Source organism: Chryseobacterium phocaeense, from assembly GCF_900169075.1.
In the GTDB taxonomy this organism is placed as follows: domain Bacteria; phylum Bacteroidota; class Bacteroidia; order Flavobacteriales; family Weeksellaceae; genus Chryseobacterium; species Chryseobacterium phocaeense.
The window spans coordinates 123,320-140,718 of sequence record NZ_LT827014.1; the positions used below are offsets into that span (position 1 = coordinate 123,320).

Genomic DNA, 17,399 nt, shown 5'->3' on the forward strand with positions numbered 1-17,399 from the left:
TTTTTGTTGTATTAAATGGGTATTATCCGCCCTGAGTGGCAGTAATGATTAAAACTGAGTCTTTGTCTTTAAGAAGTGTGTCTGCCCAGGCGGACAGGGGAATAATTCGGTTGTTGAGGGCTACCGCAATCCCTTTTTTCTTTCCGGGTATTTCAACAGCCAAAAGGGCTTCCAGGTTTCCGGGAAGTACTTCAAATGTTTTCGTGGTGTGGTTGATTGTAAGTTCCATTCCTAATTGTTTTTATATACACTTTAGGAATGGCTCTTATTGTACAATGGAATGTACAGCAAAAGTCATCTGCTTTTCCCTACGCTGGTATAATCCAGATCAGGTTCAAAGGGTAAAGTCTCAGTCTGTATGTTTACAGACACCCCTAAAGTCGGGACGAAGTTAGACATTTTTTCAGACCGGGCAAAATTAAGTTTCAAAACAAAACCCTGAGCTTTGAACCCAGGGCTTTTATTTTTATTTTAATATTTTATTTTTTAATTGCTTTCACATGAGTCAGACTTCCGTCTTTCATCGTTAAATAAAGAATGTACAGACCGGATTTCAGATCTCCCAGATAGATCTCTGTGGACGGCTTGTCAATTGTTTTTATCATTCGTCCTGCACTGTCAAAGACCTGGATTGATTTTACTTTTTCAATATCGGTAATTGTAATAATATCTTTAAATGGATTAGGATATATTTTCATCTTCTCTCTGGCTCCTACTTCGGAAGTACTTAAACAGCCATTATCTACCGTGGCCGTAACCGTAGTTCTAGCGCTTTCACATTTGCTGCTGATCTGCCAGTCGTAGAAATAATAATACGATGTTGAAGGTGAGTTTGCTGTCAGGTTTCCATCAGTGATAGACAATGCTCCCGGAACTGTAAACGGATAGCTGCCCCAGCTGTTCCCGGATTCTCTTATCAGACCGCTTACCCCTCCGGCTCTGGTCAGCATCATTAATTTATACTTACTTCCCGGCGGAACAGTGAAATTCAAAGGAACATATGTTTTCACGTACGGAGCAGCAGAACCTGTCAGGTTTACGGTAATCGTTTGTAAGGTGACAGCCGGAGATACATTTCCATTCTGCAGGGCAATTTCTACCGTTCCTGCACCGGTACCTATTGGGTATACATAGACCCCGTCAATGGTAGTTGTAGTAAACACATCAAAAAGCAGCCCTGCATCTAAAGTATATCCTGATGTAGAGGTCGCATTAGTCAGTCCGGTCGCAGATGTTGTTCCGGTTGAAGCAGCTACGTAATACGGGGTTGTAGTGGTTAAGACAGGAGTAGTAAAGCTTGGTCCGGTTCCCACTGCATTTCCTCCAGTTGAAGCATCGTACCAGGTGATAGTTGCTCCGGCATCTGCTGTGGCAGAAAGTGTTGCTGATTGATTAGGACAAACCGTAGCTCCTGAAGATGTTAAAACTGACGGAGGCAGGCATTGGGTTACCACCTGCACCGGCTGGAGAGACCATATGCTGGTATCTCCACTTCCGCAATTGGATCTGATCCAAACATAATATGAGGTTGAAGGAGCCAGCGGTCCTATTGACGCTGAAGTTCCGGGCACATTAGGAGTTGTAGGTGCCGTGGAAGAGGCTGGAGGCGTATTTATGGTACTGTAGTAAATATCGTATCCGGCTGGTGATGATGGCGATGCCGTCCAGGAAATGGCAGCACTGTTATTGGTTGTTGTACCTCCGGTAAGTCCGGATGGTGCATAACATGTAGGTGGAGTCCAGATATAGGTTAATCCCGCTGTTGGCATTCCCGGAACGGCATTGGTTGTATTAAAGGCCTGCGTACTGCTGTTTGCAATCCCTGGCGTAGAATTTACAAACTCCAGGGTTGTGGCATTGAGACGGGTATTATAATCAGTTGCTGCAGCCCCTCTCAGGCCTATCTGAGCAGTGCCTGAAACTGCGGTACTTCCCGCTAAATAAGCTCCGCTATTATAGACCATCTGAATGGCATTCGAGGTTTCGTGTAAACGGATCTGGAATGAAAAAGCATAGGCCGCAGTAGTAGAAGTGCTGCTGTTAGGTCTGAAATTTTTCCATTGGATTACAGCTTCACGGTTGGGAGCAATACCGGTGGTTTCCCAGCTGATATCACCTGTAGCCCCACCTACATCAAAGACACTGCTGATGTCCCGGCCAAAGACAGAAATGGCACCATCATAAGCTGTGGTGCTTGAAATGGGTGTGGTTGTAGTGGTACTTGGAGTAGTGGCACCAAAAGTTACAAACCCATTCGAGGATACGTTCAATGAATTGTACGCGGTTCCGTTAAACACAAAATCGAATGGAAGGGTCACCGGATACACATTGCTGTTAAGGTTTGTTGCCGAAGTATTACCCGTCGCTGCGCCCAGCACCGTTCCCGATATTGAATTGTAGGTTCCTGCGGCCTGGGTAAAGCTATATGCACTTACCTGACCCCGAGCAGTAGTGACGCTGGCAAATACTGCAAAACCAAGAATGGTCTGCAGATACTTTTTCTTTCCGTTGCCGGAGAAAATTTTGTAAAAATGTTTCATAATTGAATAGGGAATTTAGATTACCACCAATTTATGAATTTTTACAAATAATTTATTAAAAAATAAATTTTAACGAAAAATTTATAATAAATACAAATAAAATAAATTAATTATTTCCTATAATCATGAAATAAATACAAAATATTCTTTTTAAAAACCCTGTTCAAACAAGAAAACCACCTCAAAAGTGAGATGGTTTCTATATTTTCTGATTTAAAAACTTAATAATAGAGTTTTAGATTTTCTGAAATCTTATTCTTCACAAGCTCTCCAGACTGCATCATTCTGCGGTACCTGGGCTATGATTTCAATATTTTCTTTAGTAACAGGATGAATAAATTCGAGTTTTCTTGCATGAAGATTGATTCCTCCATCCGGATTGGAGCGTGGAGCGCCATACTTCAGATCACCCTTTATAGGAACGCCGCTCTTTGACAACTGGGCACGGATCTGATGATGCCTTCCTGTTTCCAGATCAATTTCAAGAAGCATATAATTATCCAGGGTTTTGATCACATGATACGTTAAAATAGCTTCTTTCGCTCCTTCTGTTGCTTTCGGGAACACAATTGCCTTATTATTTTTTTCGTTCTTTTTCAGATAATGAACAAGCCTCTGGCTCTGTGGGATCATTTCTTTTCCTACAACCGCCCAGTATGTTTTTTTAACTTCCCTGTTTTTCACCATCTGCGTAAGTCGGGAAAGCGCTTTGGAAGTCTTGGCATAAATCACCAGACCCGAAGTCGGGCGGTCTATACGGTGAACCAGACCGAGAAAAACATTCCCCGGTTTGGCATCTCTTTTTTTAATAAAATTCTTAATGGATTCCAGCAGAGATTCGTCCCCGGTTTTATCACCCTGAACAAGCTGTCCTACCTTTTTATTGACGACCAAAAGATGGTTATCTTCATATACAATCTGCTCTTCCATGTTTTATGAACGTCTTGGCCTGTTGGTGAACGAAATGATAATTCCTCCAAGAAGACCAATGGTTTTAATCATCGAAAGTTTAGAACCTTCCGGCAAAAATGCTCCTACGATGCAGACCAGAGCTGCCGCATACATGGCATACATGAAATTTTTATTAGGCAATGTGGGTGCCTGTACTAAAAAACTAGCTCCGATCAGCACATAAAAAACCTTTCTGGAAAGCAACTGATTGATTTCCGGAGAAAATAAACTGAACCACCCGGCCGCGAGACAAACCAGTGCCGCAATAGATAAAATACCCTGAATAGATTGTTGGTTCTGCATCAATTAGTAGCTTTCATTTTCGTTAGGGAATTCCACGTTTTTCACATCTTTTACGTACTGGGCTACCGCTCCGGTAATCTCCGTGTACAGATCAAGATATCTTCTCAGGAATTTTGGGCTGAAACCTTTGTTCATCCCAACCATATCGTGGTATACAAGAACCTGTCCGTCACAGTCAGGGCCTGCGCCAATTCCAATCGTAGGAATAGAAATGCTTTCGGATACTTTTTTAGCCAGATCAGCAGGAATTTTCTCTAAAACTACCGCAAAACATCCTAATTCTTCCAAAAGCTGGGCATCAGAAATTAATTTTTCTGCTTCCGCTTCATCTTTTGCTCTTACTTTATAGGTTCCGAATTTATAAATCGATTGTGGTGTCAATCCCAGGTGTCCCATTACCGGAATACCCGCGTTGATGATTTTTTTAATAGATTTTGAAATCTCTTTTCCTCCTTCAATTTTTACGGCATGGACCCCTCCTTCTTTCATCATTCTCACTGCAGACTCCAGGGCTTTTTCCGGATTACTCTGATAGGTCCCGAAAGGAAGATCCGCTACCACAAGTGCTCTGTCTGTCCCCCTAACTACGCTCTGGGAATGATAGATCATCTGATCCAGAGTGATAGGCAGTGTCGTTTCAAAACCAGCCATAACATTGGCTGCGGAATCACCGATCAAAACGGCATCAACTCCGCCTGCATCCACCATTTTTGCCGTGGTATAATCATAGGCAGTAAGCATTGTTATTTTCTCCTTGTCGAATTTCATTTTACGCAAGGTTTCTGTGGTAACTTTTTTAATTTCAGAGTGAACAGACATAATGTATCTATTTTTTAAAAGTTAAAAAGTCGGCTTGCGCCGACTTGAATTTTTGTATGATTGTTATAAAACTACGTGACCTAGTTTCATCAGTTTGTCGTGGTTCAGGATTTTGATATTTCTCCCGTCTACTTCTATGAGACAGTCCTGTTTGAATTCAGAGATCAAACGGATGGCACTTTCTGTGGCGGTACCAATGATGTTGGCAATCTCTTCCCGGGTAAGCGAAATTTTAATAAATCCTTCAGGATCTACACCTAATTTCTGTTCCAGAAGAATCAGGATTTCAGCAAGTCTTTCTCTTACTGTTTTCTGGGCAAGGAATGTGATGGTATTGGATGATTCTCCCAATTCGTAAGAAATCTTCTGAAGCATGGCAAAAGAAAGCTGCGGATCTACTTCCAGAAGGTACATGAAAACGTCTGCCGGAAGGAAAATGCATTCAATGTCCGTCATAGCCTCAGCCTTTGCCTGGAAATTTTCCCCGCAAAGTAATGAACGATAGCCGATAATATCCCCTTCTTTGATAAATCTTAAGATCTGGTCTTTTCCAAAAGCTCCGGACTTGGAAAGTTTGGCAGCACCTTTTTCCAGAACATACACTCCTTTTGGTGTTTCTCCGTCCTCGAAAATGGTGTCATGCTTTTGAAAACTTAATTTTTTCTTGCTGTTAATATATTTTTCAAAATCAGTGCTAGAAAGTCTTTCCTTAAATGATTTATCATTAAAAACTCTGGCGAACCTCTCTTCAATTGCAATCTGTTGTTCCTGCGACATTTTATATGACATTTATCACAAAAATAGAACTTTTTAACACGATAAACAAAAAAAATTGTTATAATTTTGTAGTTCAATATTTTATGGTGGTGAGCGAGAACTGTTTTCATTGTGGTCAAGGTATAGAAAAGGAGCGAATTTTGTTTGATGAAAAGACTTTCTGCTGCAACGGCTGCAAGTCTGTATACGAAATTCTGAATATCAATAATTTAACTAACTTCTACGAGCTTAACAAAAGAGCGGGAATCCGTCCCAGTGAGGAAGGCTCTTCACAGTTTGAATATCTTGATACACCGGAGATCTTTGAAAAAATCACCGATTTCTCCGAAGGAAGCACCAGCCTTGTCACATTCAAAATCCCTGTAATTCACTGTTCGTCATGCATCTGGCTTTTAGAAAGCCTGCATACCCTGAATGAGCACATCCACTACTCTCAGGTTAATTTCACCAGAAAGACCTTACAGATCTCCTTCAATCATAATGATCTCAAATTAAGCGAACTAGCTAACTTTCTTACAAATCTTGGGTACAAACCTGTTATCAGTCTGGAAACTGCCGATAAAAATGTTGATCACTTGGACAAATCTCTTCTGATCAAATTTGCGATTGCAGGCTTTGCGTTCGGAAACGGAATGTTCCTTGCCTTCCCGGAATATGTGGGCGGCGAAGATTACTGGATGGAGCATTACAAAGGCCTTTTCAGAACCCTGATGTTCCTGCTGGCATGTCCGGTTGTATTTTATTCCGCTTCGGATTATTATAAATCTGCATGGTACGGTTTAAAGAACAAAATTGTCAACATTGACGTTCCTATTGTTCTGGGAATTCTTGTTCTCTTCGGACGAAGTATTTACGAAGTGGTCACCGATTACGGCCCCGGATATTTTGACACCCTTTGCGGACTGCTGTTCTTTATGCTGATGGGGAAAATCTTCCAGAAAAGAACTTACAGTGCCTTATCTTACGACAGGGACTATAAATCATTCTACCCTATTGCGGTAACCAAAGTAGATTTTGAGGGGAAACAGGATAACATTCTTCTTTCTGAAATTAAAGTGGGTGACCGGATTCTGGTAAGAAATCAGGAAATTATTCCGGTGGATGCCATTCTGATCAACGGGCAAGGAAATATCGACAACAGTTTTATCACAGGAGAAAGCGAAAGCATCAGCAAACAGCCTGGCGACAAGATATTTGCCGGAGGAAAACAAATTGGTTCTTCACTGGAGCTTGAAGTGATCAAAGATGTCGACCAAAGTTACCTGACCCAGCTTTGGAATAAGGAGGCTTTCAAAAAGCATGAGACCGGGCTAGACACACTCACCAATAACGTCAGCAAGTATTTCACATTCATCATCTTAGGCATTGCGGCAGTTGCCGGCACCTATTGGGCATTTATTGACCTGAATATTATGTTCCAGGTGATATCAGCGATTCTAATCATTGCCTGTCCATGTGCGCTGGCCTTATCTGCTCCGTTTACATTCGGGCACATCATGAGGATCTTAGGCCGTAACAAGTTTTACGTAAAAGATACTTTGACGATTGAGAAAATCGCAAAACTGGATACGATTGTTTTTGATAAAACAGGGACCATTACGCACAGAAAAAAATCAAATATCCGATATGAAGGCGCTGAAATAAACGAATCCGATCAACTGAATATTAAGACTTTATTAAAAAATTCCAATCACCCGCTCTCCAAATCTCTTTATGAATTCATAGAGGTTAATGATGGTTATTTCCCGGTAGAAAACTTCCGTGAAATCTCTGGAAAAGGATATGAGGCAAGCGTAAGAGGAAGTGTCTATAAGATCGGTTCTGCCCGTTACAATGACCAGGAACCGAAAAATCTAGAGACAGCGGTTTACATCAGCAAAAACGGAGAATTCTTAGGAAAATTCATCTTTAAAAATGAATACCGCCCGAAATTAAAGGAACTATTTACCAAGCTTATCAATTACAAAATATTCATCCTGAGCGGAGATAATTCTTCTGAAGAAAACCAGCTTAAAGAGCTTATTCCGAACTACAAAGGACTGGCCTTTAACCAGAGCCCGGAAGACAAGCTTAATTACATCAAAAACCTTCAGGATCAGCACATGAAAGTGGCTATGCTTGGCGACGGACTGAATGATGCAGGCGCTCTCAAACAAAGTAATGTAGGGATCGCCATTGCTGATGATACGAACAGTTTTACACCTTCTTCCGATGTAATTATGAATGGGGATAAAGTGGTAACCCTGGACAACTACCTGAATGTCTGCAAAGGCTCCATTACCATTGTAAAAATGACATTCATAATCAGTTTTCTCTACAATATCGTTGGTTTAAGTTACGCAGTTACAGGTCATATGCACCCGCTCTTCGCAGCAATCATCATGCCAATCAGTTCCATCACAGTAGTTACATTCACTACACTTTCCACCTGGATTTTAGGCCGTAAATATTTCAAAAAACAGGCGTAGAGGCCCTTATTTAGACTGATTTTAAATTAGCTGAAATCGGCATTTCGTGATGAATGTCATTATTTTTCACTAAATTTGAACCCCGAAAATAGGTTAATTTTGTTGTCCAATGGATATTCTATATTTAATGATCCTCTGCAGTGTTTCTTTAGCTGCGATTTTCTTGGTCGTATTTATAGTGTATGCCCGAAAAGGACAGTTTGAAGATGATGAATCTCCGGCTGTCAGAATCCTTTTTGATAATGGAGAAATCAAAGAAAAGGAGGAAAACGGCGACAAAGATAAAGACGATAAAAAAATAGGAGAGAATAATAAAATTGAAGAAAAAAGTGAATAGTTGATATGGAAACACAAAAGTTTAGTTATGACAACAGTATTGTCCGTGCGTTCCTTTATGCGACCTTAGTTTTCGGTCTTATAGGATTTACGTTCGGGCTTACGGCGGCATTAATGCTTTTTTACCCGGAATTGCCGGAATTTTTATTCGGTACAGATGATACAACCATCAATAGCCTTGCATCAGGCAATATTCAGGGGTTAATAAACACTCATGGTGCATTTGGTTTTGGTAGAATCAGAATGCTTCATACCAATACCGTGATCTTTGCATTTGTATGTAATATCGTTTATACCGGTATTTATTACTCGTTACAGAGATTATTAAAAACAAGAATGTACAGTGATACTTTGTCATGGTTACATTTCTGGACCTGGCAGTTTATGATCGTTGCTACGTTCGTTACGTTCTTTATGGGGATCAATACCTCAAAAGAATATGCTGAACACGAGTGGCCGATCGACATATTGATTGCTTTCTCATGGATTATTTTCGGGATCAACATGTTCCTGACGATTGCAAAAAGAAGGGTAAGACACCTCTATGTAGCGATCTGGTTCTACATCGGAACATGGATTGCGGTGGCAATGCTTCACATCTTCAATAACCTTGAAGTTCCTTTATCTTTCACAGGCTGGAAATCTTATTCAGCGTATGCAGGGGTAAAAGATGCAATTGTACAATGGTGGTATGGTCACAATGCGGTTGCATTCGTATTGACAACTCCGGTGCTTGGTTTGATGTATTACTTCCTTCCGAAGGCAGCAGACAGACCGGTATTTTCCTATAAACTGTCTATTATTCACTTCTGGTCATTAATTTTCGTATATATCTGGGCTGGTCCTCACCACCTTCAGTATACCGCTCTTCCTGCATGGGCGCAGGCTGTGGGAACAGGTTTCTCTATCATGCTTATTGCACCATCCTGGGGAGGAATGCTAAACGGACTTCTTACGCTGAGAGGAGCGTGGGATAAAGTAAGGGAAAACCCTATTCTTAAGTTCTTCGTAGTAGCAGTTACCTGTTACGGTATGGCGACTTTTGAAGGTCCGCTTCTGGCAACTAAAAACATCAACAAAATTGGTCACTTTACAGACTGGGTTATCGGTCACGTTCACTTAGGAGCTCTTGGATGGAATGGTTTCATGGCATTCGGGGTGATCTATTATCTGGTACCGATTATGTGGAGAACCAAACTTTGGTCTGTAAAATTAGCTAACTGGCATTTCTGGTTAGGTACATTGGGAATTATTTTCTATGCAGTACCAATGTATATTTCAGGATTCACACAGGGATTAATGTGGAAACAGTTCAACCCGGACGGAACTCTGTTATGGAAAAACTGGCTTGATACGGTAACTGCGATCATTCCTTACTTCAAAATGAGATTCTTAGGAGGTGCATTCTATATTTCAGGATCTATCCTGATGATCGTAAACGTAATTGCTACGGTAAGAAAAGGATCATTCCAGAAAGAAGTTCCTGCTGAAGCGCCTGCATTGGCCAACATCGGAAACAAACGTAAAGAAGGTGAAGGAACTCACTTATGGCTTGAAAGAATGCCGTTATTGTTAGGGATCCTGTCTTTCTTCACGATATCTATCGGTAGTTCTATTGAAATTATCCCGACATTATCATTAAAGAAAAGTGTACCGACTATTTCAGCGGTAAAACCATATTCACCACTTGAACTGGAAGGTAGAGATCTTTATATCCGTGAAGGATGTAATGCGTGCCACTCTCAGATGATCAGACCGTTCAGGGATGAGATCACGAGATTCAACGGTAAAAACGGACAGTATTCCAAAGCAGGAGAATTTGTGTATGACCGACCATTCTTATGGGGTTCCAAGAGAACAGGACCGGATTTACACAGAGAAGGTGGTAAAAACCCAAGTTCATGGCATTATAAGCACATGTACAACCCAAGATCTACATCTGCAGGTTCTATCATGCCTCGTTACCCTTGGTTAATTGCCAATAATCTGGACCGATCTAAAATGGTGGACAAAATGAAACTGATGAAGAATACTTTTGAGGTTCCATACACCAAAGCTGAAATTGATTCTGCCAACACATGGGCAGACAACCAGGCAAAGAAAATTGTAAAAGATATCTTCTCTGAAGCGAATGACCTTAAAGAAGCTTATTCCAAGAGACCTCAGGGAGAACTGGAGAAAAAAGAGATCGTAGCTCTTATCTCTTACCTTCAGAGACTGGGAACTGATATCAAGACTACAGAAATAAAAACAGCAAGTACTAACTAAACATTAAAAGGTTCACATGATTCCTCAGAACTTTAAAGATATATTATCCAATACAGAAAACGCTGGTCTTTACCAGACGCTGGCTCTGATTTTCTTTATGCTGTTCTTCGTAGCTCTTGTAATCTATGTTTTTAGCAGACCTAAAAAATATTATAAGGAGGAAGAAGAAGCTCCACTTGGGGATGATGAGGATGACGATTTTAATTTAAAAAATTAAACTATTTATTATGAAACAAAGAACACCTGTTGTTGTAAACATCTTAATAATAACCGGACTTCTGATAGTTTTTTATTATTTGTTTGTACAAAGCTACTCGTTCCTGACTTCACCTTACTTCTGGGGAACTGTGGTGATCAGTGCTATTTTAGCATACATCCACAGTGCGATCGGAGATTTAATTGAGAATAATAAATTCAAAAAATTAACTCCTGAAGAAAAAGCAGCTTATCTGGCGGAAAAGAAAATTCCTTTCCTGAGAAGAATGTACGACAGTGCTTTCAAGAAACAGTCTGCTACAGAAGAAAAAGATATCCTTATCGACCACGGTTTCGACGGGATTATGGAATTAGATAACCAGTTACCGAAATGGTGGGTAGGTTTATTCTATTTTGGGACTGCTTTTTGTATTGTATATATCGCAGCATACTCTTTCACAGATTTCGCACACCCGTTGAGCGAATACGAAAAAGAATATAAAGAACAGATGGCAAGCATCGCTGAATATGAAGCAACCCAGCCTCCTGTAACTATAGAAACAGCAAAATATTCAGCTGATAATATTGCAGAAGGAAAAGAGCTGTTCAAAACCAACTGTGCATCTTGTCACAAAGAAGACGGTAGCGGTGGTATTGGTCCAAACCTTACGGATAACTACTGGATCAACCAACCGGAGAAGACTTTATTTAAGACTGTTTTCCATATGGACTGGAATGGTTCTCCTACCAACCCTGCGATGAGAGCATTCGGTAAGAACGGAGAAGTTTCTGGTGCCGAAATTGAGAAGATTGCAGCCTATGTATATCACATCAATCAGGAACAGCCGCCAGTGACGCAGGCTCAGGGAGGAGCAGCTCCTCAGGGAACCGAAGCGCATTGGGAAAAAGAATAATTTAAAAAATTAGAAATTATATGAAAAAAACATAATTTGTTATTAAAAAAAATAGTAACGAATTATGTTTTTTCTTTTTTAAACATAGTACAACATGTCAGACATAGAAGAAATAGAAGTACGAGGCGGACAGGGACAGGTTCTGGACCCTGAGACTTACAGAGATTCTATCGGGACAATGGAGCAATCCGGTAAGAGAAAATGGGTATTCCCGAGAAAACCAAAAGGGAAATACACCAATTACAGAAACATTGTAAGTTATGCTTTATTAATTGTTTATTTTGTGGTGCCGTTCCTTAAGATCAATGGCAACCCATTCTTTTTATTTAACGTTATTGATAGGGAGTTTTTCATTTTCGGACAGCCTTTCTATCCACAAGACTTTTTTATCCTTACTTTAGGAGCTATCGCGTCTTTAATTTTTATCATCATTTTTACGATTGCGTTCGGAAGAATTTTCTGCGGATGGATATGTCCTCAGACAATTTTTATGGAATCTATCTTCCGTAAAATTGAATATATCATTGAAGGTGACCGGAATAAGCAAATGAAGCTGGACAGACAGGAGTGGAACAGCGAGAAGATCTGGAAAAGAAGCCTGAAGTGGACGGTTTATATTATTATTTCACTGATCATCACTCACTTTATGCTGATGTATATCGTAGGGTATAAGGAAATATTCAGAATTATTTCAGAAGGACCGTTTGCCCACCCTACCAATTTCATCATCATGGTATTGTTTACCGCAGCATTTTACTTTGTATTTGCGTGGTTCAGAGAGCAGGTATGTACGCTGGTTTGCCCATACGGAAGATTACAGGGTGTTTTAATTGATAAAGATACCATCAACGTTTTCTACGATTTTAAAAGAGGGGAAAACAGATCAAAATGGAGAAAAGGCGAAGACCGTAAAGCGGCAGGAAAAGGGGACTGTATCGACTGTCACCAGTGCGTGGTGGTTTGTCCTACCGGAATTGACATCAGAGACGGACAGCAGCTGGAATGCGTGAACTGTACGGCATGTATTGATGCCTGTGATGAAGTGATGGAAAAAGTAGGTCTTCCAAAAGGACTGATCAGATATGCTTCCGAAAACGAAATTGAGCACCAGACCCAGTTTAAGTTTACAGGAAGAATGAAAGGCTTTGCCGTAGTTCTTGTGCTTCTGGTAGGATTCTTAGGATTCCTTCTTTACAGCCGCGGTGAGATGGAGGCCAAATTCATTAAACCAGCTGGAAGTACATTCTTTGTAAGAGACGGTAAAATTACCAATACGTACAATTACACCTTCCTGAACAAGACGAACGACAAAAAAATTGTTACGATAAAAGTCCTGGAGCCGGCTCACGGTGAGATCACCTACAGTGCATCCAGCAAAATCCAGGTAGACCGGGATAAGATTTCGAAAGGAACGATTAACATCAGCTTCCCGGAAAATGATATGAAATTATCTAAACAGAATATTACCATCGGGGTGTATGATATGAAGGGCAAGCTTATTGATTCCTATCAGACGTACTTCGAAGGACCATTCAAACTTCAATTTTAATAAAAGCTTTGTGGTTTCTTAATCGCAAAGGAAAATCATATAAAGACAAAAAAATCCGGAAGAAATGAAAAATTTTAGTTGGGGACACGGTGTATTTATTGCATTATTTGCATTTATTGCTTTTATACTATCCATGCTGTTTCTTTTCCCGAACGGGCAGAAGAACTCTGAAATGGTAACTGATAATTATTATGAAGAGGAGCTTAAGTACCAGGACGTGATTGATGCTAAAAAAAGAGCTGATGATCTGCAGGAAAAACCTGTATACAGCCAGGAAAAAAGCGGCATTAAAATCACGTTCCCAAAAGATTACAACAACGGTAATGCTACGGTAAAATTTGTTTTAAACAGAACCGACGACCAGAATCTGGATATAAAAAAATCTGTACAGCTTGATGCTTCCCAGTCATTTATCATCCCTGCACAGGTATTGAAAGCAGGAAATTACACGTTGAGACTGATGTGGACCAGAGATAAAGCAGACTACCGAATGGATTATGATGTGATATGGAAATAGGACTTATTTTATCGGCTATTGCTTTGGGCTTCGCTTCCGGCTTTCACTGTGTCGGAATGTGCGGACCTATTGCTTTATCGATGGGATTGACTAAAAAACAGGCCACCAATTTCTATCTTCAGAACCTGACCTATCAGTTCGGAAGGATCGCTACCTATTCTTTACTTGGAGCTATTCTTGGAATCATAGGCGAAGGATTTGAAATGGCGGGTTTTCAGCAGTATTTAACGATCATTGCAGGTATTCTGCTAATCGTTATGGCTTTGTTTTCATTTGGCGGAAAAGATTTCGCTTCCCGGATTCCTTTCCTTTCTAAATTTTTGTTTTCAGTAAAATCAAATTTGGGAAGACTGCTGCAAAAGGCAGATTACCGGTCAAGGTTTACTACAGGCCTTCTCAACGGATTTCTTCCGTGCGGAATGGTTTATATGGCACTTACGGCAAGTCTGGCTGCCGGAGGCGTGTGGCAGGGAGCTTCATATATGGCTTTATTCGGGCTGGGCACACTTCCGTTCATGTTTGCGGTAGTTCTCGCCGGAAATCTTATGAATCAGGCTTTCCGGGTGAAGGTTTTAAAAGCCGTTCCGGTTATTATGATTGTTTTAGGAGGATTATTTATCCTCAGAGGTCTGGAATTAGGCATTCCATACATTTCACCAAGGGCAGAAGCCATGACGATCTCCAGGGATCACAACGGAGCCAACTGCCATATTGAAGGACATGATCACACTTCAAGCAATTGTCATTAATTTAACTAATCCATGAAAAATATACTCTTTTTATTCATTGCAGCCGTATTTGGACTGCAGTCATGCACCATTAATTCTCAAATAGTCTATCATAAAGATGCCGCTTCAACATCCGTTACAGATATTGATATGAGGCAGTTTATGGAGGAAATGAAAGCCATGACCCCCGATTCCCTGAAGCAGAAGAATGAATTTGGGGAAATGGATAAACTGCCCACTGAATGGACTAGCCTGCTTGATATGCAAAAAAAGGAAGGCAAACAGCAGCCTGCAAACCCTGACTCAGTAAGGATCATGAAAAAAATCTTTATGAAAATGAATAAAGAGAACAATGAACCGGCAGGTATTTCCTTAAAAATGGACCGCTTCACACAGGCAGACTATCAGATGCTGAGCAGTTATAACAAAAAAGAAAAGCTGCCGCTGGATCAGAATATCTTTAATAACTGGGACGGAAAAACCCTGACCATCAATACAGACAACTTCAATCTTAAAAATATTGAGGAAACCCTCAGAAGTAAAACATCCAAAGAAGAAGCCGAAAAGGTACAGGGCATGGTCAGCATGTTTTTCAAAAGCATCGAAACCACGCTGAAATTTGAAAATAAGATAAGATCTGTCACCGGAAAACATGACTGGGTAAAGCAGATTGATCCCTACACCGTAAAAATAGACTATGATCTCAAAGCCATGTATGATAAAGATATACAACTTAAACATTCGGATCAGAAGATCATAATCATTACAGAATAAAATAAACCCACCGCATTGGTGGGTTTTCCTTTTACAACCTTTCAGGCTCATAGAAAACTGATGGTGAAAACAATGATCATAGAATTTAAATTTGGTTTTCCAACACAAATTATCACCTCATATAGAAATAATTTTATATTTTTGCACTCGAAATTTTTAATACGACACTTTTTAGTGTTTTAAAAATGTATGTCTAAAAAATTATAATAAATGAAGAAAAATTTTTTTACAGCTATTGTAGCTGGAAGCTTTCTTTGTCTTTCTTTTCTGCAATCATGTGTACATGAAGCTTTGGAAACTGAAGTTGCCAATGTTCAGCAGGATCCTGTATTCTATATCAAAAGTGAATATATGAAGGGAAAAGATATGGTAGCAGGAAAGCTTATAGAATGGGATAAAGCCAGGGAGTATAAGGGTGAAGGAAAAATCGTTCTTATCACGGTACCGGTTAAAAATGAAGGAAGCAGACTTATTGAGGAGCTTACTTTTAGAATAGACAATGGTAAAGTTTCCGGACATATCTGGAAATTTGAGTCAAATTCTGATTTTGAAATTTCTGATTACAGCCTTACCGCTCATGAAATTATGGGAAAAATGACGGGAAAAGTGTCCTACATTTCTCTGGAAGGTTCAATGCGATATGAAAAACAGATTGTAAGAGGTGAATTAATTGATGAAGTAGCCAAAAACGGTTCCGGACCTATGAGTTCTCCTTCATGCAAGCCGTGTCACGGTGAGATAGAAGAAGTTGTCATTCCTTCTCCCGGAGGAGGGACAACCAACCCCTTCCCCGGTAATCCAAGTACTCCAATTCCCGGCGGTGTTATTACCAATCCAACTAACCCGAATAATCCTAACCCGAATAATCCTTCAGGTACTGATCCGTGCAGTAAAATAAAGGGTCAAAAAAACAGTCAGACTTTTAGCCAGAAATTGAATGACCTGACCAATAAGAAAGGTTTAAGTAAAGAAACCGGATATTCCCAGAGAACTAACGGTGATTTTACCTATCACGATCAGGCTTCTGCAAATTCAAACTCCAATGCCTTATCACTCCCTAAAGCTAGTCTTCCGGAAAACAAAGATATCATGGGATATATGCATACCCATGTTGATGACATCACTACCACAAATTCCGATGGCTACGAAGAAACAAGAACGGGAATAAAAATGTTCTCCCCTGCCGATGTGGCATATTTTATGGATATGCTAGCCAATGCACAGGCAGCAGGAAGACCCTTGACAGACGTTTATGCGGTAATGGTTTCAAGCAACGGAACTTATCAGATCAGATTTACAGGAAACCAGTATCAGATCAAGTCATTTACCGAACAGCAAATCGCAGGTTTCTATGAACCTTATAAAAAAGCAATGCTAGGCTCAAAAAATCCGGAAGCTTCCTTTTTGAAATTTCTGGATGAAAAAATGAATGTAAAAGCGACAAACCTCTATAAAATGAATGTGAATGCAAGTGGTGCCACCTCAGAAGTAAAGCTTAATCCGGATAAAACGACAACTTCAACGTCTAATTGTCCTTAATTTTTTTAATAAATACATTATGAAAAATATATTTTTTATTATTCTATCAGTTTTCAGCATACTTTTAAATGCTCAAACTGTTTCTCTGGAAACGATGTCTCAATACAGTCCCGGAAATTATCCTGCTGCAGATTATGTTAAAGACAGTAATGGACTTCTTAACAAGTATGTAGGAACCTGGAAAGGAACTTTAGATGGAAACACCTATGAATTTAATTTTATAAAAAAAGAAAATATGGCTAGTGAGTTTTCTTCTATAAAATGGGATAGATTAATAGGAAGGGTTAAAATAACCTCTTCTAACGGAACCGTTATATTTGACAATTTCAACAAATCTGATGATGATGCAAACTGGGGACATAATTTTCAAAGGAACTTAAAATTATATTTAATAACCTTTTCAGGAGGAAAATCCGGGTGTGTTGATTACGGATTTATTTATGCCGGTATTAAACCTGAAACACCCAACCAAATGACCGTTAATTTCCACCCCGATAATGACATTGTAACACAGAACTGCACCAACTTTAAAACGACAATGCCTACCAATCAAGTGATACATCTAACGAAACAATAAATTATATTCCCGGATTTTGAATCCGGGATTTTTTCTGTCAGCATTTCTTAAGCTTCAACATGTTCAATATTAAATTCATTAAGGCTTACTGATTCTACCTGGCCTATATTTATAAGCTGAAAAAAAAATAAAACCTCCTGTCAT

At 39.9% G+C, this 17,399-nt stretch carries 17 protein-coding genes and 1 riboswitch; of the genes, 11 read left to right on the forward strand and 6 right to left on the reverse strand.

What is annotated here, in order from left to right; all coding sequences use genetic code 11:
- Positions 1 to 22: 22 nt before the first annotated feature.
- From thiS to B7E04_RS02055, 6 genes are all read right to left on the reverse strand, one after another.
- Positions 23 to 229 (reverse strand): sulfur carrier protein ThiS, encoded by a 207-nt coding sequence (gene thiS, locus B7E04_RS02030; RefSeq protein WP_080777102.1) that lies wholly within the window; start codon positions 227 to 229, stop codon positions 23 to 25.
- A gap of 59 nt (positions 230 to 288) precedes the next feature.
- Positions 289 to 386, reverse strand: a riboswitch (TPP riboswitch).
- A gap of 93 nt (positions 387 to 479) precedes the next feature.
- Positions 480 to 2,540, reverse strand: coding sequence for an Ig-like domain-containing protein (locus B7E04_RS02035; protein ID WP_080777106.1), 2,061 nt, complete (start codon positions 2,538 to 2,540; stop codon positions 480 to 482).
- Positions 2,541 to 2,792: 252 nt separating this feature from the next.
- Positions 2,793 to 3,470, reverse strand: a complete 678-nt coding sequence (locus tag B7E04_RS02040; protein ID WP_080777108.1) for an RluA family pseudouridine synthase — start codon at positions 3,468 to 3,470, stop codon at positions 2,793 to 2,795.
- Between the two features lie 3 nt (positions 3,471 to 3,473).
- Positions 3,474 to 3,794 carry a hypothetical protein gene (locus B7E04_RS02045; protein ID WP_062652076.1) on the reverse strand — a complete coding sequence of 107 codons (321 nt, stop codon included), beginning with the start codon at positions 3,792 to 3,794 and terminating at the stop codon, positions 3,474 to 3,476.
- A 3-nt stretch (positions 3,795 to 3,797) separates the two neighbouring features.
- The gene (gene panB / locus B7E04_RS02050) at positions 3,798 to 4,613 is read right to left on the reverse strand and encodes a 3-methyl-2-oxobutanoate hydroxymethyltransferase (RefSeq protein WP_080777110.1); all 816 of its coding nucleotides are present in this window, start codon (positions 4,611 to 4,613) and stop codon (positions 3,798 to 3,800) included.
- A gap of 63 nt (positions 4,614 to 4,676) precedes the next feature.
- Positions 4,677 to 5,390: a Crp/Fnr family transcriptional regulator gene (locus tag B7E04_RS02055; RefSeq protein WP_080777112.1), complete on the reverse strand. Its 714-nt coding sequence runs from the start codon at positions 5,388 to 5,390 to the stop codon at positions 4,677 to 4,679.
- A gap of 89 nt (positions 5,391 to 5,479) precedes the next feature.
- Here B7E04_RS02055 and B7E04_RS02060 point away from each other — a divergent pair, with 89 nt between their 5' ends.
- The 11 genes from B7E04_RS02060 to B7E04_RS02110 all read left to right on the forward strand — a co-directional run bounded on the left by B7E04_RS02060 (position 5,480) and on the right by B7E04_RS02110 (position 17,255).
- Positions 5,480 to 7,858, forward strand: a complete 2,379-nt coding sequence (locus tag B7E04_RS02060; protein ID WP_080777937.1) for a heavy metal translocating P-type ATPase — start codon at positions 5,480 to 5,482, stop codon at positions 7,856 to 7,858.
- A 109-nt stretch (positions 7,859 to 7,967) separates the two neighbouring features.
- Positions 7,968 to 8,195 (forward strand): cbb3-type cytochrome oxidase assembly protein CcoS, encoded by a 228-nt coding sequence (gene ccoS, locus B7E04_RS02065; protein WP_080777113.1) that lies wholly within the window; start codon positions 7,968 to 7,970, stop codon positions 8,193 to 8,195.
- A gap of 5 nt (positions 8,196 to 8,200) precedes the next feature.
- On the forward strand, positions 8,201 to 10,462 hold the full coding sequence (ccoN, locus tag B7E04_RS02070; protein WP_080777115.1) for a cytochrome-c oxidase, cbb3-type subunit I: 2,262 nt from the start codon (positions 8,201 to 8,203) through the stop codon (positions 10,460 to 10,462).
- A gap of 16 nt (positions 10,463 to 10,478) precedes the next feature.
- The gene (locus B7E04_RS02075) at positions 10,479 to 10,679 is read left to right on the forward strand and encodes a cbb3-type cytochrome oxidase subunit 3 (protein WP_062652071.1); all 201 of its coding nucleotides are present in this window, start codon (positions 10,479 to 10,481) and stop codon (positions 10,677 to 10,679) included.
- A gap of 10 nt (positions 10,680 to 10,689) precedes the next feature.
- The gene (locus B7E04_RS02080) at positions 10,690 to 11,571 is read left to right on the forward strand and encodes a cbb3-type cytochrome c oxidase N-terminal domain-containing protein (protein ID WP_080777117.1); all 882 of its coding nucleotides are present in this window, start codon (positions 10,690 to 10,692) and stop codon (positions 11,569 to 11,571) included.
- A gap of 94 nt (positions 11,572 to 11,665) precedes the next feature.
- Positions 11,666 to 13,120 carry a cytochrome c oxidase accessory protein CcoG gene (ccoG, locus tag B7E04_RS02085; RefSeq protein WP_080777118.1) on the forward strand — a complete coding sequence of 485 codons (1,455 nt, stop codon included), beginning with the start codon at positions 11,666 to 11,668 and terminating at the stop codon, positions 13,118 to 13,120.
- Positions 13,121 to 13,184: 64 nt separating this feature from the next.
- A complete protein-coding gene (locus B7E04_RS02090; protein ID WP_080777120.1) occupies positions 13,185 to 13,637 on the forward strand; it encodes a FixH family protein in 453 nt (150 codons plus the stop codon).
- Positions 13,628 to 14,386, forward strand: a complete 759-nt coding sequence (locus B7E04_RS02095) for a sulfite exporter TauE/SafE family protein (RefSeq protein ID WP_080777122.1) — start codon at positions 13,628 to 13,630, stop codon at positions 14,384 to 14,386. Before B7E04_RS02090 ends, B7E04_RS02095 begins: the two co-directional genes overlap by 10 nt.
- 12 nt (positions 14,387 to 14,398) lie before the next feature.
- The gene (locus tag B7E04_RS02100) at positions 14,399 to 15,139 is read left to right on the forward strand and encodes a hypothetical protein (protein ID WP_080777124.1); all 741 of its coding nucleotides are present in this window, start codon (positions 14,399 to 14,401) and stop codon (positions 15,137 to 15,139) included.
- 210 nt (positions 15,140 to 15,349) lie between these two features.
- Entirely contained in the window at positions 15,350 to 16,678 is a 1,329-nt protein-coding gene (locus B7E04_RS02105; protein WP_080777127.1) for a hypothetical protein, read from the forward strand.
- A 19-nt stretch (positions 16,679 to 16,697) separates the two neighbouring features.
- A complete protein-coding gene (locus B7E04_RS02110; protein ID WP_080777129.1) occupies positions 16,698 to 17,255 on the forward strand; it encodes a DUF6705 family protein in 558 nt (185 codons plus the stop codon).
- Positions 17,256 to 17,399: the final 144 nt, after the last annotated feature.

Excerpts from the sequence above, each read along its gene's own strand:
- thiS (WP_080777102.1), bottom strand. The coding sequence starts at position 229 with ATGGAACTTACAATCAACCACACCACGAAAACATTTGAAGTACTTCCC.
- B7E04_RS02105 (WP_080777127.1), top strand. The coding sequence starts at position 15,350 with ATGAAGAAAAATTTTTTTACAGCTATTGTAGCTGGAAGCTTTCTTTGT.
- B7E04_RS02055 (WP_080777112.1), bottom strand. The coding sequence starts at position 5,390 with ATGTCGCAGGAACAACAGATTGCAATTGAAGAGAGGTTCGCCAGAGTT.
- panB (WP_080777110.1), bottom strand. The coding sequence starts at position 4,613 with ATGTCTGTTCACTCTGAAATTAAAAAAGTTACCACAGAAACCTTGCGT.
- B7E04_RS02110 (WP_080777129.1), top strand. The coding sequence starts at position 16,698 with ATGAAAAATATATTTTTTATTATTCTATCAGTTTTCAGCATACTTTTA.
- B7E04_RS02075 (WP_062652071.1), top strand. The coding sequence starts at position 10,479 with ATGATTCCTCAGAACTTTAAAGATATATTATCCAATACAGAAAACGCT.
- B7E04_RS02040 (WP_080777108.1), bottom strand. The coding sequence starts at position 3,470 with ATGGAAGAGCAGATTGTATATGAAGATAACCATCTTTTGGTCGTCAAT.
- B7E04_RS02090 (WP_080777120.1), top strand. The coding sequence starts at position 13,185 with ATGAAAAATTTTAGTTGGGGACACGGTGTATTTATTGCATTATTTGCA.
- B7E04_RS02045 (WP_062652076.1), bottom strand. The coding sequence starts at position 3,794 with ATGCAGAACCAACAATCTATTCAGGGTATTTTATCTATTGCGGCACTG.
- B7E04_RS02095 (WP_080777122.1), top strand. The coding sequence starts at position 13,628 with ATGGAAATAGGACTTATTTTATCGGCTATTGCTTTGGGCTTCGCTTCC.
- B7E04_RS02080 (WP_080777117.1), top strand. The coding sequence starts at position 10,690 with ATGAAACAAAGAACACCTGTTGTTGTAAACATCTTAATAATAACCGGA.
- B7E04_RS02035 (WP_080777106.1), bottom strand. The coding sequence starts at position 2,540 with ATGAAACATTTTTACAAAATTTTCTCCGGCAACGGAAAGAAAAAGTAT.
- B7E04_RS02100 (WP_080777124.1), top strand. The coding sequence starts at position 14,399 with ATGAAAAATATACTCTTTTTATTCATTGCAGCCGTATTTGGACTGCAG.
- ccoG (WP_080777118.1), top strand. The coding sequence starts at position 11,666 with ATGTCAGACATAGAAGAAATAGAAGTACGAGGCGGACAGGGACAGGTT.
- ccoN (WP_080777115.1), top strand. The coding sequence starts at position 8,201 with ATGGAAACACAAAAGTTTAGTTATGACAACAGTATTGTCCGTGCGTTC.
- ccoS (WP_080777113.1), top strand. The coding sequence starts at position 7,968 with ATGGATATTCTATATTTAATGATCCTCTGCAGTGTTTCTTTAGCTGCG.